This is a genomic window from Pseudomonas sp. ZT5P21 (assembly GCF_054897785.1).
Genome location: NZ_CM142705.1, coordinates 1259749 through 1285816, shown reverse-complemented (window position 1 = coordinate 1285816; position 26068 = coordinate 1259749). Strand labels below are relative to the sequence as shown.

Below are 26068 nucleotides of genomic sequence, written 5' to 3'. Positions count from 1 at the left end.
CAGTTAGCGGTCACCTTCCTGACCGGCGAACAGGTTTATAAAGGGAGGTATAACCTGACACAACTCCGTCCAACCCAGCCCCGGCGCACCACTCGCATGCGAATTCAGAAAAAACCAGCCTTGATCGCCGCCCTTCTGATTGTCCTGGCAGCGCTGGGCGTGTGGTACGCCACCAAACCCGTGACGGCCAAACTCGCCGCGCCTGCGGCGATTCCGGTTCGGGTAGTGAACGTCACCGAAAAAGACGTCCCGCGCTACATCAGCGGTATCGGCTCGGTGCTGTCCCTGCACAGCGTGGTGGTGCGCCCGCAGATCGACGGCATCCTCACCAGAATCCTGGTCAAGGAGGGGCAACTGGTCAGCAGAGGTGACTTGCTCGCCACCATCGATGACCGCTCGATCCGCGCCAGCCTCGATCAGGCCCGCGCACAGCTCGGCGAAAGCCAGGCGCAGTTGCAAGTGGCGCTGGTGAATCTCAAACGTTACAAGTTGCTGAGCGTCGACGATGGCGTGTCCAAGCAGACCTACGATCAACAACAAGCGCTGGTCAACCAGCTCAAGGCCACCGCCCAAGGCAATCAGGCTTCAATTGATGCCGCGCAAGTACAGCTTTCCTACACACAGATTCGCTCCCCCGTGACAGGTCGCGTCGGCATTCGCACGGTGGACGAAGGCAACTTCCTGCGCATGACCGACACGCAAGGCTTGTTCACGGTGACTCAGATCGACCCGATCGCCGTGGAGTTTTCCCTGCCGCAGCAAATGCTGCCGACCCTGCAAGGCCTGATCAACGATCCGCAGCACGCTCAGGTGAAGGCCTACATTGGCGCCGACACCGACGGCGAAACCGGCAACCTGCTGGGCGAGGGTCACCTGACCCTGATCGACAACCAGATCAACGCCAGCACCGGCACCATCCGCGCCAAGGCCGAATTCAACAACCCCGGGCAGAAACTCTGGCCGGGGCTGCTGGTGACGGTAAAGATTCAGACAGCGCTGGATAAAGATGCGCTGGTGGTGCCGCCCACAGTCGTACAACGCGGTCTTGATCAACACTTCGTCTACCGGGTCAACGGTGACAAAGTCGAAACGGTTCAGGTGCAGATGGTCTATCAAGGCAGCGGCCAGGACATCATTAAAGGTGTGAAACCGGGCGACGTGCTGGTCAGCGACGGCCAATCAAGACTCAAACCCGGCTCGACCGTGCAGGTGCTGACCGAGCCACCGCAAGTGGTCCAGTCGGAGTCGAAGCCATGAAGGGCCATGGCTCGGTTTCAGCATGGTGCATCGATCACCCGGTGGCGACGATCCTGCTGACCTTTGCCCTGGTATTGCTCGGCGTTATCGCGTTCCCGCGACTTCCGATCGCGCCACTGCCGGAAGCCGAATTCCCGACTATCCAGGTCGCCGCCCAACTACCCGGCGCCAGTCCGGAGACCATGGCATCGTCGGTGGCCACACCGCTTGAAGTGCAATTCAGCGCCATCCCCGGCGTGACCCAGATGACTTCGAGCAGCGCCCTCGGCTCGACCAACCTGACCCTGCAATTCAACCTCGACAAAAGCATCGACACCGCCGCCCAGGAAGTGCAGGCCGCGATCAATACCGCCGCCGGCAAACTGCCCAAGGACATGCCGAACCTGCCGACCTGGCGCAAGGTCAACCCGGCCGATAGCCCTGTGCTGATTCTCAGCATCAACTCAACCCTGATGCCCGGCCCCGAACTCAGTGACCTGGTGGAAACGCTGCTGTCGCGTCAGATCAGCCAGATCGACGGCGTAGGCCAAATCAACATCACCGGCCAGCAACGTCCCGCGATTCGCGTTCAGGTCTCTGCGGACAAACTCGCGGCTATCGGCCTGACGCTGGCGGACATTCGTCTGGCAATTCAGCAAACCAGTCTCAACCTGGCCAAAGGTGCGTTGTACGGCGAGTCGAGCATCTCGACGCTGTCCACCAACGATCAGTTGTTTCATCCCGAGGAATACAGCCAACTCATCGTTTCCTACAAGGACGGTGCGCCGGTTCACCTGAAGGATGTAGCGAAAGTCGTCAACGGTTCGGAAGATGCCTACGTACAAGCCTGGGCCGGTGACAAGCCAGGGGTGAACCTGGTGATTTCCCGGCAGCCGGGGGCCAACATCGTCGAGACCGTGGACCGCATTCAAGCCGCCCTGCCCGCCCTCGAAGCGATGCTGCCGGCGTCGGTTCAGGTCAAAGTGCTGGTGGACCGCACCCAGACCATCCGCGCCTCGTTGCATGAAGTGGAAATCACCTTGCTGATTGCGATCCTGCTGGTGGTGGCAGTGATGGCGCTGTTCCTGCGCCAATGGTCGGCGACGCTGATTGTGTCTGCGGTGCTGGGCGTATCACTGATTGCCAGTTTCGCCCTGATGTACGTCATGGGTTTCAGCCTGAACAACCTGACGCTGGTGGCGATCGTGGTAGCCGTGGGGTTTGTGGTCGACGATGCGATTGTGGTGGTGGAAAACATTCACCGTCACCTTGAGGCCGGTGACGGCATGCGCGAAGCGGCGATCAAGGGCGCCGGCGAGATTGGTTTTACCGTGGTCTCGATCAGTTTCTCGCTGGTGGCGGCGTTCATTCCGCTGCTGTTCATGGGCGGCGTGGTCGGACGGCTGTTCAAGGAGTTCGCCCTGACCGCCACTTCGACCATCATGATTTCGGTAGTGGTGTCGCTGACGTTGGCGCCGACCCTCGCGGCGCTGTTCATGCGTGCGCCGGTGCACTACGCCCACAGCAAAGCCACGTTCGGCGAACGCTTGCTGGCGTGGTACGAAAAAGGCCTGCGTCGCGCCCTCGCCCATCAGAAATTAATGATCGGGGTGTTCGGTTTATCCCTGGCCTTGGCGATCGCCGGTTACATCTTCATTCCGAAAGGTTTCTTCCCGGTACAGGACACCGGTTTCGTCCTCGGTACTACAGAAGCCGCCGCCGACATTTCCTACGGCGACATGGTGAAAAAACACCTGGCAATGGCGGAAATCGTCGCCGCAGATCCGGCGGTTGCAGCGTTTTCCCACTCCGTGGGTGTCTCCGGTAGTAACCAGACAATCGCCAACGGCCGCTTCTGGATTTCATTGAAAAAACGCGGCGACCGCGACGTCTCGGCCAGCCAGTTCATCGACCGTATCCGCCCGCAACTGATGAAAGTTCCCGGCATCGTGCTCTATCTGCGCGCTGGCCAGGACATCAACCTCAGCTCCGGCCCGAGCCGCGCGCAGTACCAATACGTGCTCAAGAGCAACGACGGCGCAACCCTCAGCACCTGGACCCAACGCCTCACGGAAAAACTGCGCGCCAACCCGGCGTTCCGCGACATTTCCAACGACCTGCAACTGGGCGGCAGCATCACCCACATCAGCATCGACCGCAGCGCCGCCGCGCGTTTCGGCCTGACTGCCAGCGATGTCGACGAAGCGCTGTACGACGCGTTCGGGCAGCGGCAGATCAATGAATTCCAGACCCAGATCAACCAGTACAACGTGATTCTGGAACTGGACACCCGGCAACGCGGCAAGGCTGAAAGCCTCAATTATTTCTACCTGCGATCGCCGTTGAGCGGGGAAATGGTGCCCCTGTCGGCGCTGGCCAGGTTCGATGCGCCGACGGTGGGTCCATTGTCCATCGCCCATAACGGCATGTTCCCGGCCGCCAACCTGTCGTTCAACCTGGCGCCCGGCGTAGCGCTCGGCGATGCGGTGATCATGCTTGACCAGGCCAAGGCCGACATCGGCATGCCGGCCGCTATGAGCGGCAACTTCCAGGGCGCGGCCCAGGCGTTCCAGAGTTCATTGGCGAGTCAACCGTGGCTGATTCTGGCGGCGCTGGTGGCGGTGTACATCATTCTCGGCGTGCTCTACGAGAGCTTCGTGCATCCGCTGACGATCATATCGACGCTGCCATCGGCGGGGCTCGGGGCGGTGATCATGCTGTGGATTTGCGGGCAGGATTTTTCGATCATGGCGCTGATCGGGCTGGTGTTGTTGATCGGGATCGTGAAGAAGAACGGCATCCTGATGATCGATTTTGCCCTGGAAGCACAGCGCAAGGGTGGCCTGCCACCGGAAGAAGCGATTTACCAGGCCTGTATTACGCGGTTCCGGCCGATCATCATGACCACCCTCGCCGCCCTGCTCGGCGCGCTGCCGCTGATGCTCGGCTATGGCACCGGCGCCGAGTTGCGCCAGCCATTGGGCATCGCGGTCGTCGGCGGCTTGCTGGTGAGCCAGGCGCTGACGCTGTTCACCACGCCGGTCATATACTTGTGGCTTGAGCGGCTTTTCCATCGGCCAAAAGAACCAGCACCTGTACCGGCGCTGGCGACCACAGACTGAGGCGAGGTCATGCGCGTTCTAATTATCGAAGACGAGGAAAAAACCGCGGATTATCTGCACCGTGGTCTGACGGAACAGGGTTACACCGTGGACCTGGCGCGGGACGGCGTTGAAGGACTGCACCTGGCGCTGGAAAACGACTACGCAGTGATCGTCCTCGACGTCATGCTGCCCGGCCTCGACGGCTTCGGCGTACTGCGCGCGTTGCGTGCGCGCAAGCAAACCCCGGTGATCATGCTCACCGCCCGCGAGCGTGTCGAAGACCGCATCAAAGGCCTGCGTGACGGTGCCGACGATTACCTCGGCAAACCGTTTTCCTTCCTTGAACTGGTGGCGCGCCTGCAAGCACTGACCCGGCGCAGCGGCGGCCATGAACCGGTGCAAGTGAGCATCGCCGACCTGTGGATCGATCTGATCAGCCGCAAAGCCACCCGCGCCGGCACACGTCTGGACCTGACCGCCAAAGAGTTCTCGCTACTCAGCGTACTGGCCCGGCGACAAGGTGAAATCTTGTCGAAAACCGCCATCGCGGAAATGGTCTGGGACATCAATTTCGACAGTGACGCCAACGTCGTCGAAGTCGCGATCAAACGCCTGCGCGCCAAACTCGACGGGCCGTTCGACGAGAAACTGCTGCACACGATCCGTGGCATGGGTTATGTGCTGGAGAGCCGTGGTGTCCAGTAATTCGATTGCGCTGCGCCTCAGTGGAATGTTCACGCTGGTGGCGCTTTTGGTGTTCCTGCTGATCGGCTGGGCGCTGTATCAACAGGTCGACAAAGGCTTGGGCTTACTGCCCGAAGCCGAACTGGAGGCGCGGTACAGCGTGCTCGAATCCACCGTCGGCCGTTACGGCACGCCCGAGCATTGGGTGAAGATCAACAACAAGCTCAAGCTGCTGGGTGAAGAAGACAAGCGCATCAGTTTCTGGATCATCAGCGGCGATCCGCACTACGAATACGGCAACCTGACGCCACAGATCCGCGCCTTCGCCGAAGGACCGCTGGGCATGCGCGACTTGCAGCTACCGGATCAGCCTTATCCGCTCAAAGTGCTGGTCAGCCAGTTCCCGGCCAAGGATCAACGACCGCCGTTGCGTTTCCTGATCGGTATCGACACCGAGACGTTTTTCCAGACCCAGCATCATTTGCTGATTGCCCTGATCAGCCTGGCGATTGTCGGTGTGCTGCTGGCCTCGGCACTCGGTTACTGGGTGGCGCGGATCGGTCTCAAGCCGCTGATCAAGCTGTCTCAGGAAGCCCAGCGACTGGCGCCGCCGCTGCGCTCCGGGCGCTTGCGCCTGTCGTCGCTGCCGCCGGAACTGAATCAGTTCGTCAACTCGTTCAACTCCACGCTGGAGCGGGTCGAGCAGGCCTACTCGCGACTGGAGTCATTCAATGCCGACGTCGCTCACGAATTGCGCTCGCCGCTGACCAACCTGATCGGCCAGACACAGGTGGCACTGACGCGCGGACGCTCGGCCGAACACTACTTCGAAGTACTGCAATCGAACCTGGAAGAGCTGGAGCGGTTACGTTCGATTATCAACGACATGCTGTTCCTGGCCAGTGCCGATCAGGGCAGCAAGGCCACCAAACTGACGTCCACCTCGCTGGCCGATGAAGTGGCAACGACGCTTGAGTATCTGGATTTCATCCTCGAGGACGCGCAGGTTCAGGTGCACGTCAGTGGCGATGCGCAAGTGCGGATCGAAATCGCTCATTTGCGCCGTGCGTTGATCAATTTGCTCAGCAACGCAGTGCAACACACTGAGCCCGGACAGGTGATTCAGGTGCGGATCGAGGTCGAGGCGCACCAGGTCAGCATCGGCGTCGCCAATCCCGGATCGCCGATTGCCAGCGAGCACCTGCCACGGCTGTTCGAACGTTTCTACCGGGTCGATGCGTCGCGCAGCAACAGTGGCAACAACCACGGCTTGGGGCTGGCGATCGTCAAAGCGATTGCGCTGATGCACGGCGGCGATGTGTTTGTACGCAGTGACCACGGCATGAACACGTTCGGCATCCACCTGCCCGTGTGACCCCACTCGCCACAGGATCTTGCGTTGGCTTTCGGCGCGCTGGACGAGGACACCGATGAATACCGGGTGATCGTCGACTACCCGCTCAATGTCTTCTAAGCTTGAATGAGTAGAGGCCAGCGCGTTTTGCTGGCCTTTTTTTTGCTCCTCAAGCAGACATCATCCCCATGCCCGCGAGCCGCCCCCCACACCCTTCAGGCAAGACTGGCCGCCCGGAACTCATGGTGATCCTCGGCAGCTCCCTGACCGTCATCGCGATCATCAGCATCGTCACTTTCCTGTTGATCCGCGAACACGCCAACGCCCAAGAGGCCGCTACCCGCAGCGCCACAACGATTGCGCAACTGATCGACGCCGACGTGCTGCGCACGGTCGAACTTTACGACCTGACCCTGCAAGGCTTGATTGCCGCCTCGCAACGCGATGACCTGAAGCAGGTTTCGCCGCAGATCCGCCATCTGGTGCTGTTCGACCGCTCCACCACGACACGCTTCAAGGGCGACATTCTGCTGTTGGACAAGCATGGCGAGGTGCTAGCGGACTCCTCACTGGTCGAACCCAAGCCCGGTAATTTTGCCGATCGCGATTATTTCCTCGCACATGCCTTCAACCGTGACACCGGCATGTTCATCAGCCGACCGTTCAAACCCCGTTGCGATTGCGATGACAGCAACGAATGGCGAATCAGCTTCAGCCGCCGCATCTCATCGACCACGGGTGAGTTCCTGGGGGTTGCCGTCGCTTCGATGCGCCTGAGCTATTTCGATCAGTTGTTCAACACCTTGAACATCGGTAGCGACAGCACGCTGTCCATCATTAACGACGACGGCATTCTGCTGGCGCGCAAGCCTCACCTGGAAAATGACTCGATCGGTAAAAGCTTCGCCAACCGCCCCAATGTCATGCGCATCCTGCGCGAACGCAACGGCAGTTTCGACAGCGTATCGAGCATCGACCATGAGCAACGCCTGTATACCTTTTCCAGGGTTGGCAACCTGCCTTTGACGGTGATCGTCGCGCTCTCCGGCAATGATGTGTTCGCCGCCTGGAAACGCACAGCGGTCGCAATCAGCGGCGCCACCGGCGTGTTGTGCATTGGCCTGCTGTGGCTGACCTGGTTGCTGTGCCGGGAACTGCGCCTGCGCCATACTGCCGAGCAAGAACTGGCGCAACTGGCCGCTACCGACGACTTGACCGGAGTGGCCAATCGCCGAACGCTGGATCAGACCCTGCGCCACGAATGGTTTCGCGCACAACGGACGGGCAAACCGCTGTCGGTGCTGATGATCGACGCCGATCACTTCAAGGCGTTCAACGATCAACATGGCCATCAGGCCGGCGACAATGCGCTACGCGCGCTGGCCAAGGTAATCGGCGAAAACGTGCGGCGACCGGCGGATCTGGTCGCCCGGTACGGAGGAGAGGAATTTTCGGTGGTCCTGGCGGAGACGGACAGGGCGGGGGCGCAGCAGATTGCCGAACATATCCGCATTGCAGTGGAGCAACTGCCGTTTGTGGCGGGCGTAGAATCGCCGATTACTGTCAGTATCGGCATCAGCACCTGGACCACGACTACCGATGGCGGCCTTGATCAGTTGCTGTTTGCAGCTGACAAGGCGCTGTATCAGGCGAAGGAAAGCGGGCGGAATCGGGTGGTGGCTTCTGTCTGATGTTTTTGCGTGGTGGCCCTGGCCCCTTCGCGAGCAAGCCCGCTCCCACATTTGAAATGCATTCCAATGTGGGAGCGGGCTTGCTCGCGAAGGGGCCGGCCCAGACTCCACAAAAAACAGGTATAAAAAAAGGCCACCCGAAGGCAGCCTTTAAAAACTAGAGAGGTTTTTTACTTACACCGCCGCAACCGGACGCATGTAAGAGATCGGTGCAGTGCTGGCGTCTTCGAAAGTCACGACTTCCCAAGCATCTGTCTGCTCAATCAACTTGCGCAGCAGCTGGTTGTTCAATGCATGTCCGGACTTGAAGCCCTTGAACTCACCGATCAGGCTATTGCCCAGCAGGTAGAGATCACCAATTGCATCGAGGATCTTGTGCTTCACGAATTCGTCTTCATAGCGAAGGCCGTCTTCGTTCAGTACACCATCCGCGTCGACCACAATAGCGTTTTCAACGCTGCCGCCGAGTGCGAGGTTGTGCTTGCGCAGGTACTCGATATCACTCATGAAACCAAAGGTACGGGCGCGGCTGACTTCTTTTACGAACGAAGTGCTGGAAAAATCCACGCTTGCACTTTGTGTGCGGTTACGGAAAACCGGGTGATCGAAATCGATCTCGAAACTCACCTTGAAGCCTTCGAAAGGGACGAAAGTGGCGCGCTTGTCGCCGTCTTCCACTGTCACTTCCCGCAGGATCCGGATGAATTTCTTCGGTGCGTCCTGTTCTTCCAGGCCGGCCGATTGAATCAGGAATACGAAAGGTCCAGCGCTACCATCCATGATCGGGACTTCGGACGCGGAGAGCTCGACGTAGGCGTTATCGATGCCCAGGCCAGCCATGGCCGAGAGCAAGTGCTCCACCGTATCCACTTTGACGTCACCGTTGACCAACGTAGTCGACATCGTGGTTTCGCCAACGTTTTCCGCACGGGCAGGAATCTGCACCACAGGGTCGAGGTCAGCACGACAAAACACAATGCCGGTGTCGATAGGTGCGGGCTTGAGGGTCAGGTATACCTTCTCCCCCGAGTGCAGGCCGACACCTGTGGCACGGATAATATTTTTCAGTGTGCGTTGTTTAATCATGGCTTGGGCCGCTTCAGCGCAAATTGCGAACTGGTATCAACAAAGGCTGGCGATGATAGCAGACCAGACCTTTGCTGAACACCAATCACCTTCATAGCCCTGATACATTCCATTAATCGGCCTGACGACGCAGGAAAGCCGGGATGTCCAGGTAGTCCAGGTCATCTTGCGGATTCATCTTCGCGGCAGTCGCTGCACCGGCCTGAGCCTGGTTGCGCATGACGGTCGGACGGTCCAGATCACGGTAGTTGACCGCTGGCGCTTCCTGACGAGCGGGAGCCGATTGTTGCGGCTGCGATGCCATGGAGGTGTGAACGGTGTTGTCGATGACCTTCACAGGCTTCTCGATTTTAGCGCCCAAACCGGTAGCAACGACAGTCACGTGCAGCTCGTCGCGCATGTCCGGATCGATAACGGTACCGACCTTGACCATCGCGTGCTCGGAAGCGAAGGCTTCGATGATGCTACCCACGTCGGAGTACTCACCCAGGGACAGGTCAGGACCGGCGGTGATGTTCACCAGGATGCCGCGTGCACCTTGCAGGTTCACGTCTTCCAGCAACGGGTTGCGAATGGCCGCTTCGGTGGCCTCGCGTGCACGGTTCGGACCGCTGGCACAGCCAGTGCCCATCATCGCCATGCCCATCTCGCTCATCACGGTACGCACGTCGGCAAAGTCGACGTTGATCATACCCGGACGCTTGATGATGTCGGAGATACCGCGAACGGCACCGGCCAGTACATCGTCTGCCTTGGCGAAAGCCGACAGCAGGCTGGCGTCTTTACCGAGAATGGTCAGCAGCTTCTCGTTGGGAATGGTGATCAACGAGTCGACGCTTTCGGACAGCAGACGAATACCTTCGTCGGCGATCTGCATGCGCTTGCGACCTTCGAACGGGAACGGACGGGTCACCACCGCAACGGTGAGGATCCCCATTTCCTTGGCCACTTCAGCAATGATCGGCGCAGCACCGGTACCGGTGCCACCGCCCATGCCGGTGGTGATGAACACCATGTTGGTGCCCTGCAGGACTTCGGCAATGCGCTCACGGTCTTCGAGAGCGGCCTGACGACCTACTTCAGGGTTGGCGCCAGCGCCGAGACCTTTGGTCACGCCGGTGCCCAGTTGCAGGATGGTCCGCGCGCCAATGCTCTTGAGCGCCTGGGCATCAGTGTTGGCGCAGATGAACTCAACGCCTTCAATGTTGCTCTTGACCATGTGATTGACAGCGTTGCCGCCGCCTCCGCCAACACCGATAACTTTAATGACCGGGCTTGCGGGGATGTTGTCTACGAGTTCGAACATTTTCCCTCTCCTTTGATTCTCTAGTTTTTTCGCCTACTGCCTGTATCTACAACGGTGCTGCGGTAATTCTTCAGAAGTTGCCTTGTACCCAGCTCTTGATGCGATCGATCAAGGCGGCTTTCGGCTCTTCATTGCTGTAGCTGTCACGGCTGCCGATGCCCGAGAACGAAATCCCGTCGGACTGCTTTTGCAGGCCGTACATCAACAGGCCAACGCCAGTGGAATAAATCGGGTTGCGCACCACGTCGTCGAGGCCCTTGACGCCATGGGGCACGCCCAGACGGACTGGCATGTGGAAGATCTCTTCGGCCAGTTCGACCGCACCTTCCATCTTCGAAGTACCACCGGTCAGCACGATGCCGGCCGGGATCAGGTCTTCGTAGCCGCTGCGACGCAGTTCGGCCTGGATCAGCGTGAACAGCTCGTCATAACGCGGCTCGACCACTTCGGCCAGGGCCTGGCGGGACAGCTCGCGCGGTGGACGGTCGCCAACGCTTGGCACCTTGATGGTTTCACCGGCACCGGCCAGTTTGGCCAGGGCGCAGGCGTAGCGGATCTTGATTTCTTCGGCGTACTGGGTCGGGGTGCGCAACGCCATGGCGATGTCGTTGGTCACCTGATCGCCCGCAATCGGGATCACCGCGGTGTGACGGATCGCGCCTTCGGTGAAGATTGCGATGTCGGTGGTGCCACCACCGATGTCCACCAGGCACACGCCCAGTTCTTTTTCGTCGTCGGTCAGCACCGAGTACGCGGACGCCAGTTGCTCGAGAATGATGTCGTCGATCTCCAGACCGCAGCGACGCACGCATTTTTCAATGTTCTGTGCGGCGTTGACGGCGCAGGTGACCACGTGAACCTTGGCTTCCAGACGCACGCCGGACATGCCCAGGGGTTCACGAACGCCCTCCTGGTTGTCGATGACATAATCTTGCGGCAGGGTATGCAGCACACGCTGGTCAGCCGGGATCGCCACGGCCTGGGCGGCGTCGAGAACGCGCTCAAGGTCGGCGGAGCTGACTTCGCGATCACGAATCGCCACGATGCCGTGGGAGTTCAGGCTGCGGATGTGATTGCCCGCCACGCCGACGAACGCCGAGTGGATCCGGCAACCGGCCATCAGCTGCGCTTCTTCGATGGCGCGCTGAATCGACTGCACGGTGGACTCGATGTTCACCACCACGCCTTTCTTCAGGCCGCGGGACGGATGAGTGCCGATCCCGACGATTTCCAGCGTGCCGTCGTCCGAAACTTCGCCTACCAGCGCCACCACCTTGGAGGTGCCGATATCGAGACCGACGATCATTTTGCCGCTTTGCACGTTTGCCATGGGTCCTGCCTCTTCTTAATTCTTCGCGACAGCGGGTTGGGCTGTCGTGGGCGCTACAGGTTCCCGCCAGCCAACAGCGAGGCCGTTGGCGTAGCGCAGATCGATGCGCGCAATGTTCGTAATCTGTTCTTTAAGTGTCTTGTCATAGATGGCAATGAAGCGGCGCATCCTTTCCACCAGTTTTCCGCGGCCCAGCAGCAGTTCGATCCCCGGGCCCGAGCTACCGGCACCGGTGGTCAGAAACCAGCTGCCCCGTTCACGCAACTCCAGGCGTGCAATCGAGAAGCCCAGCGGCCTGAGCATCTGGCTCAGTACCTGGTATTGCTGCATCACTTGCTGCTGGGCCCGTTGTGGGCCGAACAACTGTGGCAAGTGTTCGTAGTTCGCCAGCTCGCGTGGAGTGAACGCCTGACCCTGGTTGTTCAACAGCGATTCATCGCCCCAACGGGCCACCGGCAGTTGTTCTTCCAGGCGGATCACTACTTGATCCGGCCACACCCGGCGCACTTCGGCGTGGGCAATCCATGGCATCTGTTCCAGCTCGGTGCGCATGCTCGCCAGGTCGATGGTGAAGAAGCTCGACGCCACATACGGCGCGATCCGCTGCTGCACCGCTTGCTGGCTGATGTAGCTCAGGTCGCCCTGCACCGCGACTTTGGAAATCGGCCGGTCGGCGTACGGCAGCAAGCGTTGCGCGCCTTCATAAGTACCGAACCCCAGCCCGACCAACAGCACCGGCCAGAACAAAGCTTTCAGAAAACCAAAATTGGCTTTCGGCAGGCGCGCGGACATCGGCTCTTTGGCCACCATTCGGCTGGCACCCCGTGGCACCGGCTTGCGGCCGGGTGCTGGAGGGGGCTGATGTCTTAAATGTGCGCCTTGCATGGTCTTACCCTCGGGCCTCTATGCTTGCGGCCAGAATCGCCAGGACCAATTGCTGGAAATCCAGACCCGCAGCACGGGCCGCCATCGGCACCAGACTGTGGTCGGTCATGCCCGGTGCGGTATTGACTTCGAGGAACCAGAACTGCCCGTCGGCGTCCTGCATCACGTCTGCCCTGCCCCAACCGGCGATGCCCAGCGCCTCACAGGCTTTCGCCGTGAGGTCCATCAGTTCTTTTTCCTTGGTGCTGTCGAGGCCGCATGGAATCCGGTACTGGGTATCGGAGGCCACGTACTTGGCGTCGTAGTCGTAGAAACTGTGTGTCGTGCCCAGGGCAATCGGTGGCAACACCTGGTCACGCAGGGTGGCGATGGTGAACTCCGGACCTTGAATCCATTGCTCGACCAACACTTGTGAATCGTAGGTACTGGCCGCTTTCCAGGCGTCGATCAACTCCGACGCGGACGTCACTTTGGCCATCCCGATACTTGAACCTTCATGGGCCGGTTTGACGATCAAAGGGAAGCCCAGTTCCGTCGCCGCCGAAATACAATCAGCCTCGCAAGTCAGTACCGCGTGGCGTGGCGTCGGAATGCCGAGGCTGTGCCAGACCTGCTTGGTCCGCAGTTTGTCCATGGCCAGTGCCGAGGCCAGAATGCCGCTGCCGGTGTACGGAATGCCCAGGCATTCCAGCAGGCCTTGCATGCTGCCGTCTTCACCGCCACGGCCGTGAAGAATAATGAAAGCACGGTCGATTTTTTCGTTCAGCAAACGCTGCAAAAGGTCATCGCCCACATCGAGACCGAACGCATCCACACCGGCGCTTTGCAGCGCTTCGAGAACGGCGTTGCCGGACTTCAGGGACACTTCACGCTCGGCACTCTTGCCGCCGAACAGCACGGCGACACGGCCGAAATCTTTCGGCGCGACAGTGGAGACGAGGTTGGCGTAAGCAGCAGTCATTTCAACTTCCCCACGCTCGGCGCGGCAACGGCGCCAGCGAACAACGGACTCTTCAACAGTTTTGGCGCGAGGCCCCCGATATCACCGGCGCCCTGGCACAGCAGGATGTCACCGGCACGCAGCAGCGGCTTGACCACCGGCGCGAGGTCAACACCACGCTCGATGTAGATCGGGTCGAGCTGACCGCGCTGACGGATGCTGTTGCACAGCTTGCGGCTGTCGGCGCCCGGGATCGGCTCTTCGCCGGCCGGATACACTTCCATCAGCAGCAGGACGTTGGCGTCGGCCAGTACATTGACGAAATCGTCGTACAGGTCGCGAGTGCGGCTGTAACGGTGCGGCTGGTAAACCATCACCAGACGGCGCTCCGGCCAGCCACCGCGCACGGCTTTGATCACGGCAGCGACTTCGGTCGGGTGGTGACCGTAGTCGTCGACCAGCATCACGCTGCCGTCTTCGACCGGCAGTTCGCCGTAGACCTGAAAGCGTCGACCGACGCCCTGGAATCCGGACAGGCCCTGGACGATGGCTTCATCACTGACGCCCTCGTCGGTAGCGATGCAGATGGTGGCCAGCGCGTTCAGCACGTTGTGGTTGCCCGGCATGTTCACCGAGACATCCAGCGGTTCGCGATCAGGACGCAGCACGGTGAAGAAGGTCTGCATGCCCTGCTGACGCACATTGATCGCGCGCACGTCGCAGTCATCGCCGAAACCGTAAGTGACGGCCGGACGTTTGACCTGCGGCAGGATTTCACGCACCACCGGGTCGTCCAGGCACACCACGGCCAGACCGTAGAACGGCAGGTTGTGCAGGAACTCGACGAAGGTTTTCTTCAGCTTGTTGAAGTCGCCGTCGTAGGTCGCCATGTGATCGGCGTCGATGTTGGTGACCACGGCCACCAGCGGCTGCAAGTGCAGAAAACTGGCATCGCTTTCGTCAGCTTCGGCGATCAGGTAACGGCTGGTGCCGAGCTGGGCATTGGTGCCCGCGGCATTCAGACGGCCGCCGATGACGAACGTCGGGTCCAGACCACCGGCGGCGAACACCGAAGCGATCAGGCTGGTGGTGGTGGTTTTGCCGTGCGTACCGGCGACGGCGATGCCGTGGCGATAGCGCATCAGTTCAGCGAGCATTTCCGCACGCGGCACCACTGGAATACGCCGTTCAAGAGCGGTGGCGACTTCCGGGTTGGAGGTGTTCACGGCGCTCGACACCACCAGCACATCGGCGGTAGCAGCGTTTTCGGCGCGGTGGCCAATGAAAATGTGGGCGCCGAATGATTCGAGACGCTCGGTCACCGGCGAAGCTTTCAGGTCGGAACCGGACACGTCATAACCCAGGTTCAGCAACACTTCGGCGATACCGCACATGCCCACTCCACCAATACCGACGAAGTGGATGCGACGGATGCGGCGCATTTCCGGTTGCGGCATGGCTTTCTGATTCTCAACCATGGGCCACCTCCAGGCAGGTATCGACCACGTTACGGGTCGCATCGGGTTTGGCCAGACGGCGTGCCGCCGTGGCCATGTCGGTGAGTCGTTGTGGTTGCATCAGGACCTCTGTCAGGCGTGCGGCAAGATCCGCTGCGCCAGTCGTTCTTTGCGGCATCAGGAAGGCAGCGCCTTCACGGGCCAAATAATCGGCGTTGCGAGTCTGGTGATCGTCAATCGCGTGGGGCAAGGGCACCAGCATCGAGGGCAGACCGGCGGCGGCCAGTTCACTGATGGTCAACGCGCCTGCACGGCACACCACCAGGTCAGCCCAGCCATAGGCATGGGCCATGTCTTTGATGAAAGGCTGCACTTGCGCCTCGACGCCAGCCGCGCGATAGCGCTCTGCAGTCACTTCATCGTGGTTTTTGCCGGCCTGATGGAGCACTTCCGGGCGCAGGTCGGGGGCGACGTGCGACAGGGCTTCAGGCAGCAACTTGTTCAACGGTTCTGCGCCCAGGCTTCCGCCCAGGATCAGCAAACGCGCCTTGCGACCGGCCAAGGCTGGTCGCGGTGTGTCGAGGAACAGCTCGGTGCGCACCGGGTTACCGGTGGTCCGTCGGCTGTCCGACAGGGTAAAGGTGTCGGGGAACGCTTCACAGACTCGGGCGGCCAACGGCACCAGCAACCGATTGGCGGTACCGGCCACGGCGTTCTGCTCATGAACGATCACTGGCACGCCGGCCAGTTTCGCTGCAACGCCGCCAGGGCCGGTCACGTAACCACCGAAGCCAACCACGCACACCGGCCGCAGCTGGCGAATGATCGCCCGCGCCTGCCAGACGGATTTGAGCAACATCAGCGGCGCCTTGAGCAGGGACAATTTGCCCTTGCCGCGCAGACCGCTGGCGTTGATCCGGTGCAGTTCGATACCGGCCATCGGCACCAGATCGTTTTCGATGCCACGCGGCGTCCCGAGCCAATGCACGGTGTAACCGCGCGTCTGGAACTCGCGAGCGCAAGCCAGCGCCGGGAACACGTGGCCGCCGGTGCCGCCCGCCATGATCAAAACGTTAGCGCCCATGGGTCGACTCCTCGGCGAAGTCGCTCTCATGAAACTCCATCTCTTCGCTGCCGAGGTGGGTTCGACTCTCCCACTCAATGCGCAGCAACAAGCCGAGACAGGCACAGCAGATCACCAACGAACTGCCGCCATAACTGAGGAACGGCAGGGTCAGCCCCTTGGTTGGCAGCAGGCCGACGTTCACCCCGATATTGATCAGGAACTGACCAATCCACAGGAATGACAGGCCGTACGCGATGTAGGCCGCGAAGAACTGCTTGGCTTTCTCGGCCCAATAACCGATGTACATGCCACGCACACAGACAAAGACGAACAGCGCGACCGTGCACAAGGAACCCACGGCACCCAGCTCTTCAGCCAGGACCGAGAACACGAAGTCGGTGTGAGCTTCCGGCAGGTAGAACTGCTTCTGCACGCTGTTGCCCAGGCCAACGCCCAGCCACTCGCCTCGACCAAATGCGATCAATGCCTGGGACAACTGGTAGCCCGCACCGAACTGGTCAGCCCACGGATCGGCAAAGTTGGTCAGACGCGCCATTCGATACGGCTGCACCTGAATCAACAGCACCACCGCCGCCACCGCGAGGATTACCATCAAGGAAAAACGGAACAGCCCGACCCCGCCGAGAAACAGCATCGCCGCAGCCGCGCCCATCATCACGACAGTGGCGCCGAAGTCCGGTTCCATCAGCAACAGGCCCGCCATCGGCAGCAGCACGATGAACGGCTTGAAGAAGCCCATCCAGCTTTCACGCACTTCTTTCTGGCGGCGCACCAGATAACCGGCGAGGTAGATCACCACAAAAACCTTGGCAATCTCTGAAGGCTGAACGTTGAAAAAACTGAAACCGATCCAGCGCATCGAACCGTTCACTTCACGGCCGATCCCCGGAATGATCACCATCACCAGCAAACCGAACGCACCGATCAGCATCAGCCAGCCCAGGCGTTGCCAGGTGGCGATCGGAATCATCATGGTGACGATGCAGGCGCCCAGCCCCAGCACCACGTAGATGAGGTGGCGAATCATGTAATAAAGCGCGCTACCCGACTGCACCGCGCCCACTTCGGTCGAGGCGGATGCAATCATCACCAGCCCGAGGCCAAGCAGTGCCAGACAGCCAGCGAGCATCGGAAAGTCGAGGTCGATGCCGCGTCCGGTGATGATCGGCGAAGGATACGGCTTGATGATGTTAAGCAGGCTCATGCCAGATCCTCCACGGCGCGGACGAACTGGTGACCACGGTCTTCGTAATTCTTGAACATGTCGAAACTGGCGCAGGCTGGCGACAGCAACACCACGTCGCCCGGTTGCGCAGCGGCGCGGCATCGCCCCACCGCTTCCACCAGCGAACCAACGCGGATCAGCGGCACGGCATCGCCAATGGCCTCGCCGATCTTGTCGGAGTCGCGGCCCATCAGGATCACGGCGCGGCAGTTGGCCGCCACGGGGTCACGCAAGTCATTGAACTCGGCACCCTTGCCGTCGCCACCGGCGATCAGCACAACCTTGCCGTCGATGTCCGCCCCCAGGCCTTCGATGGCGGCCAGTGCGGCGCCAACGTTGGTGGCTTTGGAATCGTTGTAATAGCCCACGCCATCGAGGTCACGAACCCACTGGCAGCGATGCTCAAGCCCTGCAAACGTGCGCAAGCTCGACAGCATGGCGTCGAACGGCAGGCCGACCGCGTGCCCCAGGGCCAATGCCGCCAGGGCGTTGGACTGGTTATGGGCGCCGCGAATTTTCAACTCGCGTACCGGCATCAGGTTCTGGAATTCGAAGGCCAGGTATTTCTCACCGTCCTCTTCCCGGATACCAAACGCCTTGAAATCGGGTTTGCTCAAACCGAAGGTCCAGCAGGGCTGGCCCTCGCCCATCAAAGGACGGCTCAGGGCATCCTGACGGTTGACCACAAACTGCTTGGCGCCACGGAAAATCCGGTGCTTGGCCAAGTGATAGGCCGGCAGACCGCTGTAGCGGTCCATGTGGTCTTCGCTGACGTTGAGCACGGTCGCCACTTCAGCGTTGAGTTGGTCGGTGGTTTCGAGCTGGAAGCTCGACAACTCCATCACGTACAGCTCGACGTCGTCGCGAAGCAGGTCCAGCGCCGGGGTGCCCAGGTTGCCGCCGACGGCAACCCGCTTGCCCGCCGCTGCCGCCATTTCGCCCACCAGCGTGGTCACGGTACTTTTCGCATTGGAACCGCTGATGGCGACAATCGGTGCCTTCGCGTTACGCGCGAACAGTTCGATATCGCCGGACAATTTCACGCCACGCGCAGCAGCGGCCTGCAGGGCCGGGGTCGCCAGCGCCAGGCCGGGGCTCACGTAGAGCTCGTCGGCACGGCACAGGAATTCAACGTCCAGCTCGCCACAACGCACTTCCACGTGCGGATAGTCACGCTTGAGCGTGGCCAGTTCCGGTGGATTGTCCCGCGTATCGGCGACGGCAAACGACGTGCCCCGGTTCGCCAGGAAGCGAACCAGGGACATGCCGCTCTTGCCGAGGCCGACAACGATGCGGAAGTGGTCAGAAGCGATCAGAGACACTCGTTCTACCTCAGCTTCAGGGTGGCAAGGCCGACCAATACGAGAATCACGGTGATGATCCAGAAACGGACGATCACGCGCGGCTCGGGCCAGCCCTTGAGTTCAAAGTGGTGGTGAATCGGCGCCATGCGGAACACACGGCGACCGGTCAGCTTGAAGGACGCGACCTGAATGACGACCGACAGGGTTTCCATCACGAACACACCGCCCATGATGAACAGGACGATTTCCTGACGGACGATCACCGCGATGGTGCCCAGGGCCGCGCCCAGCGCCAGTGCGCCGACATCGCCCATGAAAACCTGTGCCGGATACGTGTTGAACCAGAGGAACCCAAGACCCGCACCGATCAACGCACCGCAGAATACGATCAGTTCGCCCGCGCCCGGTACATAAGGGATCAGCAGGTATTCAGCGAATTTCACGTTACCCGACAGGTAGCAGAAAATCCCCAGGCCGCCGCCGACCATCACGGTTGGCATGATCGCCAGGCCGTCTAGGCCGTCGGTCAGGTTGACCGCATTGCTAGAGCCGACGATCACGAAATAGGTCAGGACGATGAAGCCAGCACCCAGCGGAATACTGTAGTCCTTGAGCATTGGCAGGATCAGGGTGGTTTCGACCGGTGTCGCAGCGGTCATATAAAGGAAGATCGCCGCGCCCAGGCCGAACACCGACTGCCAGAAGTACTTCCAGCGGCTCGGCAGGCCTTTGGAATTTTTCTCGATCACCTTGCGATAGTCATCGACCCAGCCGATGGCACCGAACAGCAACGTCACCAGTAACACGGTCCACACATAGCGGTTGCTCAGGTCAGCCCACAACAAAGTGCTTACGCCGATGGACGACAGGATCAGCGCGCCACCCATGGTCGGCGTGCCGGATTTGGACAGGTGCGATTGTGGGCCATCGTTACGAACGGACTGACCGATCTGACGGTTCTGCAACGTGCGGATCATCCACGGGCCGTAGCACAGCGACAGGACCAGCGCGGTCAGCACACCGAGAATCCCGCGCAGGGTCAGGTACTGGAAGACCGCGAAGCCTTTGTAGAACTGTTGCAGATACTCCGCTAGCAGCAGCAGCATTAATGTTTCTCCAGACTGGACCCGCACAAAGCGGCGACGATGTTTTCCATCGCAGCGCTGCGCGAGCCCTTGATCAAAATGGTGGTGTTTGTGTCTTGCTCGGCGCCGAGGGCCTTGATCAATTCAGCTTGGGTACTGAAGTGAAAAGCCTGCTCGCCGAAAGCCTTCACGGCGTGGGTCATCATTGGACCAACCGCGTAAAGCGCAGAAACCTTGCCACGGGCGTACTCGCCCACGTCGCGGTGCCCCTGCTCCGCCCAATCGCCCAACTCGCCGATATCTCCGAGCACCAGAACGGTGCGACCGGAAAAGCCGGCGAGTATATCAACGGCGGCGCACATGGAGGTGGGGTTCGCGTTGTACGTGTCGTCAATGATGAGCATGCCATTGCTGGCCAGTTGCGCGACGGTGCGCCCCTTGACCGGTTGCACCGCGCCGAGGCCGGTGGTGATGCCGAACAGCGACACACCCAAGGCATGCGCGGCAGCGGCAGCGGCCATGGCATTGGCGACGTTATGGGTGCCGAGCAGGTTCAGTTGAACGCGCTCGACACCGTCAGGACTGTGCAAATTGAAGGCCGGGCACCCGCGCGCATCGCGGTCGAGATCGCTGGCGTAGAAGTCGGCGCTGACGTTGCTCAAGGCGAAGGTCAGCACTTTGCGACCGGCGGCACGGGTCTTCCAGATCCCGAATGCCTTGTCGTCAAGATTGAGCACCGCGACGCCGTCGGCCGCCAGCCCTTCAATAATTTCGCCTTTGGCTTCAACGATTTTTTCCGGCCCGCCGAACTCGCCCACGTGGGCGGTTCCGGCGTTGTTGAGTACGGCCACATGAGGTTTGGTCATGCCCACGGTGTAGGCGATTTCGCCAAGACGCGAAGCACCCAGTTCGATCACGGCAGCGGTGTGTTCCGGCGCGAGTTCGAGCAAGGTCAGTGGCACGCCGAGGTCATTGTTCAGGTTGCCACGGGTCGCCAGCACCGGACCGCGCGTGCGCAGGATGCTTGCGAGCATTTCCTTGACCGTGGTCTTGCCGCTGGAACCGGTGATCGCCGCGACCGGATGAATAAACGCCGCACGATTCATCGCGCCCAGTTGACCCAGTGCCTGACGGGTGTCCTTGACCAGCAATTGCGGCAGCGCGCTGTCGGCAACTTCGCGCTCGACCAGGGCACCCACGGCGCCTTTGCTGGCCACATCGTTCAGATAGTCATGGCCGTCGAAGCGCGGACCGGTCAGGGCAATAAACAGCTGGCCCGGTTTGATCGCACGGCTGTCGATGCTGACGCCCTCGAACGTGGCATCGGCGACGAGCAATCGGCCATTCAGTGCGCCGGCCAGTTCGCTCAGTTTCAGGTGCTTAAGCATGGGCCACCTCCCACGCGGTCAAGGCGTGATCAGCCTCGACCAGATCAGAGAACTCATGGCGCTGGCCGTTGATTTCCTGGTAGTCCTCGTGACCTTTACCGGCCAGGACAATCACGTCATCCACTGAAGCGCTGGCGATCAATTGGGCAATCGCCCGACCACGACCGGCGACGAAGGTCACCTTATCCACATCGGTGAAACCGGCGCGGATGTCGTCGAAGATCACGGCCGGGTCTTCGGTACGCGGGTTGTCATCGGTGACCAGCACGCCATCGGCCAGACGTTCGACCACTTCAGCCATTAGCGGACGCTTGCCGCGATCGCGATCACCGCCGCAACCGAACAGGCACAGCAACCGCCCTTTGGCGTGCGGGCGCAGAGCCATCAGTACTTTTTCCAACGCGTCCGGGGTGTGGGCGTAATCGACCACCACCAACGGCTGAGTACCACCGCCGAGCCGCTGCATGCGTCCGGCCGGGCCTTCGAGTTTCGGCAGGACCTTGAGGATTTCGTCCAGCGCATAGTCCAGACCGAGCAAGGCGCCGACCGCCGCCAGCACGTTACTCAGGTTGAAGCGCCCGAGCAGGGTGCTGCGCAGATGGTGCTCGCCCTGCGGCGTAACCAACGTCGCGCGCACGCCTTCGTCGCCGAATTTTGCCTCGCGGCAATACAGGTAGGCGCTGGAATCTTCCAGACTGTAGGTGATCAGGCGCGATTCACGTTTTTCCGCCGCCAGATGTCGGCCGAAATCGTCGTCGAGGTTAACCACCCGGCATTTCAAATCGTTCCAGGCGAACAGCTTGGCCTTGGCTTCGCCATAGGCTTGCATGGTGCCGTGGTAATCCAGATGGTCGCGGGACAAATTGGTCATCACCGCGACATCGAACGCCAATGCGGTGACGCGGTCCTGATCCAGACCGTGGGACGACACTTCCATGGCGACGGCTTTGGCGCCGGCCTTTTTCAGGTCAGCCAGCGTCGCTTGTACGGCGATGGGGTTCGGCGTGGTGTGCAGGCCGCTTTCCAGCGCGCCGTAGAAACCGGAGCCCAATGTGCCGACGATGCCACAGTGTTGGCCGAGCAGATCCAATGCTTGCGCCACCAGCTGGGTCACGCTGGTTTTGCCGTTGGTGCCGGTCACGCCCACCAGATTCAGGTGGCGGCTCGGGTCACCGTAAAAACGCCCGGCGATGTCGGACAGTTGCGCTGCCAGGCCTTTGACCGGAATCATCGGCACATCGGTGATCGGCAATACAGAGGCGCCTTCGACTTCATACGCCACGGCGGCAGCACCGCGCTGCAAGGCGTCGGTGATGTGCGTGCGACCGTCGAATTTTCCGCCAGGAACGGCGAGAAACAGGTCACCTGCCCGCACATTGCGGCTGTCCAGCGCCAGTTCACGGATCAACAAATCGTGGCCGGCATGGGCGAAAATCTTGTTCAGACTCAGAGACATCAGCCGCGCCCTCCATTGGCTTTCAGCGGAACGACAGGTGTTGCGTTGGCCTGTTGCACCGGCGGCAGGTTGTCCGGCGTGACGTTCATCAGGCGCAAGGTCCCGGACATCACTTTGCTGAACACCGGCGCCGATACCAGGCCACCGTAGTAACCGGCCTTGGTCGGTTCATCGATCACCACCACCATGGCGTAACGGGGATCGCTCATCGGGCCGAAACCGGCGAACAGCGAGCGGTAGGAATTCTCGGCATAGCCTTTGGTGCCGACCGACGTTTTACGCGCCGTACCGGACTTCCCGCCTACGTGATAAGCCGGCACCTGTGCCCGGAACACGCCGCGCGGGGCCTCGATCACTTGTTGCAACATGGTCTGCATGGTTTTTGCCACGGCTTCCGGCAGCACTTGCGTGGTTTGCGGTGCCTTGTCGGTTTTGATCAGGGTCAGCGGGGCCAGGCGACCATTGTTGGCCAGTGCCGAGAAGGCGTGGACCAACTGGATCGCGGTCACGGAAATACCGTAGCCGTAGGACAATGTGGCGGTCTCAGCCTTGCGCCATTCGCGGTAGTTCGGCAGGTTGCCCACGCGCTCGCCCGGGAAGCCGAGGCCGGTGTCCTGGCCGAGGCCGACTTTCTGCGCCAGGCGGAAAATGGTTTCGCCGCCGATATCGAACGCGACCTTGCTCATGCCGACGTTACTGGAGTTGATCAGAATGCCGGTCAGGTCTAGCACCGGCCCTTCGGTCTTGGAGACGTCCTTGATGGTGTATTTACCGATCTGCAATGTGCCTGGATACACCTCGACGGTATCGGTCGGTTTCCAGCGACCGGTTTCGATCGCGGCGCTCATGGAAATCGCTTTCATGGTCGAGCCCGGCTCGAAGACGTCGATCATTGCGCGGTTACGCATCATCGCCGGCTGCAGGTTGCGACGGTTGTTCGGGTTGTAGGTCGGCTGGTTGACCATGGCGAGGATCTCGCCGGTCTTCACGTCCATGATCACCAGGCTGCCGGCCTTGGCGCCGTTCTCGATGATCGCGTTGCGCAGCTCGCGGTTGGCCAGGTATTGCAGACGCAGGTCAATGGACAACGCCAAGGGCTTGCCGGCCTTGGCGTTTTTAGTCACCTGCACATCTTTGATAAGTCGACCGCGCCGGTCCTTGATGACCTGCCGCTTGCCAGGCACACCGGCCAGCCATTCGTCATAAGCCAGTTCGACACCTTCACGACCGTGGTCATCGATGTCGGTAAAGCCGACCATGTGCGCCGTCACTTCGCCGGCCGGGTAAAAGCGCCGAAACTCTTCGATACCGTAAACGCCTGGTACTTTCAGGTCGAGCACGGACTGGCCTTGCTCAGGCGTCAGCCCGCGCACCAGGTAAATGAATTCTTTGTTGGCCTGGGCTTCGAGACGCTCGGCCAGGGCTTTTGGATCTTGTCCCAACGCGGCCGCCAATGCAGGCCACTTCTCTTTGGCCAGTTGCATTTCCTTGGCGTTGGCCCACAGGGTGGTGACCGGTGTACTGACGGCCAAAGGCTCGCCGTTTCGATCGGTAATCAGACCACGGTGAGCCGGAATCGGAATGTGACGAACGCTGCGCGCATCGCCCTGACCTTTGAGGAAGGCACGGTCGACTACTTGCAGATCGATGATGCGCCAGCAAATGGCCGCGACCATGACGCCGAGCAAACCCAGCACCAGGCGAAAACGCCATGGGAACATTGCGCCTTCGAGTTTCATCATGGCGCCACCATCTGCACTTCAGCGGCGCCAGGAATGCGCATCTTCAGTTGCTCGGTGGCCAGGACTTCGATACGGCTGTGCGCGGTCCAGGTGCTCTGTTCGAGAATCAACCGGCCCCATTCCGCCTGCGCCTTGTCGCGCACGCTCAACTCGTTGTAGAGCGAGTTCAACAGCTGACGGTTCCAGTGGGCGCTGTACGACACGCCGATGGCCGACACAAGCACGCCAACGAACAGCAGCAGCATGAAAAAGCTTCCGCCGGGAAGTGGCTTGGCGAAAAGCTTGCTCACCGCAGCTTCTCCGCCACGCGCATGACGGCGCTACGGGAACGTGGGTTGGCTTTGAGTTCGGCCTCGGAGGCGGACTGCGCTTTGCCATGGACTTTGATTTTCGGTTCGAACGCGACGTGACGGACCGGCAGGTTGCGCGGCAGGTTGTCGGCTTCGCCTTTCACCAGCTTGCGCATGAACAGTTTGACGATGCGGTCTTCCAGCGAATGGAAGCTGATGACCACCAGACGGCCACCGATTTCCAGGCATTCCAGCGCGGCTTCGAGACCCGCTTCCAGATCGCCAAGTTCGTTGTTGACGTGGATGCGCAGGCCCTGGAACGCGCGGGTCGCCGGGTTCTTGCCTTTTTCCCATGCGGGGTTGGCGACTTTCAGGACTTCAGCGAGGTCGCCGGTGCGCTCGAACGGCTTGATGTCGCGACGCTCGGCCACGGCACGGGCCATGCGGCCGGAAAAACGTTCTTCGCCGTATTCCTTGAACACCCGGGCGATTTCTTCCACCGGCGCGGTGTTGACGAATTCGGCAGCGCTGATCCCGCGGGACGGGTCCATGCGCATGTCCAGCGGACCATCGTTGAGAAAGCTGAAACCGCGCTCAGGGTCGTCGAGCTGTGGCGAAGACACGCCCAGGTCGAGCAAAACGCCGCTGACCTTGCCGGCCAGACCACGCTCGGTCACTTCCGAACCGAGCTCGGCAAAGCTTCGCTGCACAACGACAAAGCGGCCGTCTTCGGCCGCTAGCGTCTGCCCGGTGGCAATCGCTTGAGGATCCTTGTCGAATCCGAGCAACCGACCCTCGGGACCGAGCTGGCTAAGGATCAGCCGGCTGTGCCCACCGCGCCCGAACGTGCCGTCCAGATAGCAGCCATCAGGACGTACGGCGAGAGCCTCGACGGCTTCGTCAAGCAGTACGGTGATGTGGTTAAAGCCGCTATCAATAGTCACAGGATCAAATCACGCAGTTCATCAGGCATGGCGCCCGGTTGTTGAATAGCAGCCAGGTCGGCGGCAGAAACCGCATCCCAGGCATCCTCGTCCCACAATTGGAACTTGTTCAGTTGGCCTACCAGCATCGCGCGCTTATCCAGGCGGGCATATTCACGCAGACGCGGCGGAACCAGAAAACGACCACTGCCATCGAGCTCGAGGTCGACGGCATTACCGATCAGCAATCGTTGCAGGCGACGGTTCTCTTCGCGAAGCGAAGGCAGTGCGCGCAGTTTGGTTTCAATAATTTCCCACTCATCGAGGGGGTAAACACACAAACACGGATCAACGGCATCAATTGTGACGATTAACTGACCGGAACTACGCGAAACGAGCTCGTCACGGTACCGGCTCGGCATGGCGAGACGGCCCTTTGCGTCGAGACTGATAGCGTTAGCTCCGCGAAACACGTCAGCGTTTCTCCAAATATTA

At 60.7% G+C, this 26068-nt stretch carries 21 protein-coding genes; 5 read left to right on the top strand and 16 right to left on the bottom strand.

Features of this window, described 5'->3' with window-relative positions; genetic code table 11:
• Positions 1-96: 96 nt before the first annotated feature.
• From ACYZT9_RS05875 to ACYZT9_RS05855, 5 genes are all read left to right on the top strand, one after another.
• On the top strand, positions 97-1257 hold the full coding sequence (locus ACYZT9_RS05875; RefSeq protein WP_462008961.1) for an efflux RND transporter periplasmic adaptor subunit: 1161 nt from the start codon (positions 97-99) through the stop codon (positions 1255-1257).
• Complete coding sequence (locus ACYZT9_RS05870; RefSeq protein WP_462008960.1) at positions 1254-4358, top strand: multidrug efflux RND transporter permease subunit; 3105 nt, start codon at positions 1254-1256, stop codon at positions 4356-4358. Before ACYZT9_RS05875 ends, ACYZT9_RS05870 begins: the two co-directional genes overlap by 4 nt.
• 9 nt (positions 4359-4367) lie before the next feature.
• Positions 4368-5045 carry a heavy metal response regulator transcription factor gene (locus ACYZT9_RS05865; RefSeq protein ID WP_095193005.1) on the top strand — a complete coding sequence of 226 codons (678 nt, stop codon included), beginning with the start codon at positions 4368-4370 and terminating at the stop codon, positions 5043-5045.
• Positions 5035-6399, top strand: a complete 1365-nt coding sequence (locus ACYZT9_RS05860; RefSeq protein ID WP_462008959.1) for a heavy metal sensor histidine kinase — start codon at positions 5035-5037, stop codon at positions 6397-6399. Before ACYZT9_RS05865 ends, ACYZT9_RS05860 begins: the two co-directional genes overlap by 11 nt.
• A 167-nt stretch (positions 6400-6566) precedes the next feature.
• Positions 6567-8069 (top strand): sensor domain-containing diguanylate cyclase, encoded by a 1503-nt coding sequence (locus ACYZT9_RS05855; protein ID WP_462008958.1) that lies wholly within the window; start codon positions 6567-6569, stop codon positions 8067-8069.
• Between the two features lie 174 nt (positions 8070-8243).
• On the opposite strand, the gene lpxC is transcribed toward ACYZT9_RS05855, so the two are convergent.
• From lpxC to mraZ, 16 genes are all read right to left on the bottom strand, one after another.
• Positions 8244-9155, bottom strand: coding sequence for a UDP-3-O-acyl-N-acetylglucosamine deacetylase (gene lpxC, locus ACYZT9_RS05850; protein ID WP_007943488.1), 912 nt, complete (start codon positions 9153-9155; stop codon positions 8244-8246).
• A gap of 112 nt (positions 9156-9267) precedes the next feature.
• Complete coding sequence (ftsZ, locus tag ACYZT9_RS05845; RefSeq protein ID WP_017340680.1) at positions 9268-10461, bottom strand: cell division protein FtsZ; 1194 nt, start codon at positions 10459-10461, stop codon at positions 9268-9270.
• Positions 10462-10531: 70 nt separating this feature from the next.
• Positions 10532-11791, bottom strand: a complete 1260-nt coding sequence (gene ftsA / locus ACYZT9_RS05840) for a cell division protein FtsA (protein WP_462008957.1) — start codon at positions 11789-11791, stop codon at positions 10532-10534.
• A gap of 15 nt (positions 11792-11806) precedes the next feature.
• A complete protein-coding gene (locus ACYZT9_RS05835) occupies positions 11807-12676 on the bottom strand; it encodes a cell division protein FtsQ/DivIB (RefSeq protein WP_462008956.1) in 870 nt (289 codons plus the stop codon).
• 4 nt (positions 12677-12680) lie between these two features.
• Entirely contained in the window at positions 12681-13637 is a 957-nt protein-coding gene (locus ACYZT9_RS05830; RefSeq protein WP_462008955.1) for a D-alanine--D-alanine ligase, read from the bottom strand.
• The gene (gene murC, locus ACYZT9_RS05825; protein ID WP_462008954.1) at positions 13634-15094 is read right to left on the bottom strand and encodes a UDP-N-acetylmuramate--L-alanine ligase; all 1461 of its coding nucleotides are present in this window, start codon (positions 15092-15094) and stop codon (positions 13634-13636) included. Before murC ends, ACYZT9_RS05830 begins: the two co-directional genes overlap by 4 nt.
• Complete coding sequence (murG, locus tag ACYZT9_RS05820; RefSeq protein WP_462008953.1) at positions 15087-16157, bottom strand: undecaprenyldiphospho-muramoylpentapeptide beta-N-acetylglucosaminyltransferase; 1071 nt, start codon at positions 16155-16157, stop codon at positions 15087-15089. Before murG ends, murC begins: the two co-directional genes overlap by 8 nt.
• Entirely contained in the window at positions 16147-17364 is a 1218-nt protein-coding gene (gene ftsW, locus ACYZT9_RS05815; RefSeq protein WP_462008952.1) for a putative lipid II flippase FtsW, read from the bottom strand. The genes murG and ftsW overlap by 11 nt, the downstream gene beginning before the upstream one ends.
• The gene (gene murD, locus ACYZT9_RS05810) at positions 17361-18707 is read right to left on the bottom strand and encodes a UDP-N-acetylmuramoyl-L-alanine--D-glutamate ligase (protein WP_462008951.1); all 1347 of its coding nucleotides are present in this window, start codon (positions 18705-18707) and stop codon (positions 17361-17363) included. The genes ftsW and murD overlap by 4 nt, the downstream gene beginning before the upstream one ends.
• Positions 18708-18712: 5 nt before the next feature.
• Positions 18713-19795, bottom strand: coding sequence for a phospho-N-acetylmuramoyl-pentapeptide-transferase (mraY, locus tag ACYZT9_RS05805; RefSeq protein WP_008037292.1), 1083 nt, complete (start codon positions 19793-19795; stop codon positions 18713-18715).
• Positions 19795-21162 carry a UDP-N-acetylmuramoyl-tripeptide--D-alanyl-D-alanine ligase gene (locus ACYZT9_RS05800; RefSeq protein WP_462008950.1) on the bottom strand — a complete coding sequence of 456 codons (1368 nt, stop codon included), beginning with the start codon at positions 21160-21162 and terminating at the stop codon, positions 19795-19797. Before ACYZT9_RS05800 ends, mraY begins: the two co-directional genes overlap by 1 nt.
• Positions 21155-22618 (bottom strand): UDP-N-acetylmuramoyl-L-alanyl-D-glutamate--2,6-diaminopimelate ligase, encoded by a 1464-nt coding sequence (locus tag ACYZT9_RS05795; RefSeq protein WP_462008949.1) that lies wholly within the window; start codon positions 22616-22618, stop codon positions 21155-21157. The genes ACYZT9_RS05800 and ACYZT9_RS05795 overlap by 8 nt, the downstream gene beginning before the upstream one ends.
• The gene (locus ACYZT9_RS05790) at positions 22618-24357 is read right to left on the bottom strand and encodes a peptidoglycan D,D-transpeptidase FtsI family protein (RefSeq protein WP_462010160.1); all 1740 of its coding nucleotides are present in this window, start codon (positions 24355-24357) and stop codon (positions 22618-22620) included. Before ACYZT9_RS05790 ends, ACYZT9_RS05795 begins: the two co-directional genes overlap by 1 nt.
• Positions 24357-24650, bottom strand: a complete 294-nt coding sequence (ftsL, locus tag ACYZT9_RS05785; RefSeq protein ID WP_030129814.1) for a cell division protein FtsL — start codon at positions 24648-24650, stop codon at positions 24357-24359. Before ftsL ends, ACYZT9_RS05790 begins: the two co-directional genes overlap by 1 nt.
• Positions 24647-25594 (bottom strand): 16S rRNA (cytosine(1402)-N(4))-methyltransferase RsmH, encoded by a 948-nt coding sequence (gene rsmH / locus ACYZT9_RS05780; protein WP_462008948.1) that lies wholly within the window; start codon positions 25592-25594, stop codon positions 24647-24649. Before rsmH ends, ftsL begins: the two co-directional genes overlap by 4 nt.
• The gene (mraZ, locus tag ACYZT9_RS05775; RefSeq protein ID WP_008025967.1) at positions 25591-26046 is read right to left on the bottom strand and encodes a division/cell wall cluster transcriptional repressor MraZ; all 456 of its coding nucleotides are present in this window, start codon (positions 26044-26046) and stop codon (positions 25591-25593) included. The genes rsmH and mraZ overlap by 4 nt, the downstream gene beginning before the upstream one ends.
• Between the last annotated feature and the right edge of the window lie 22 nt (positions 26047-26068).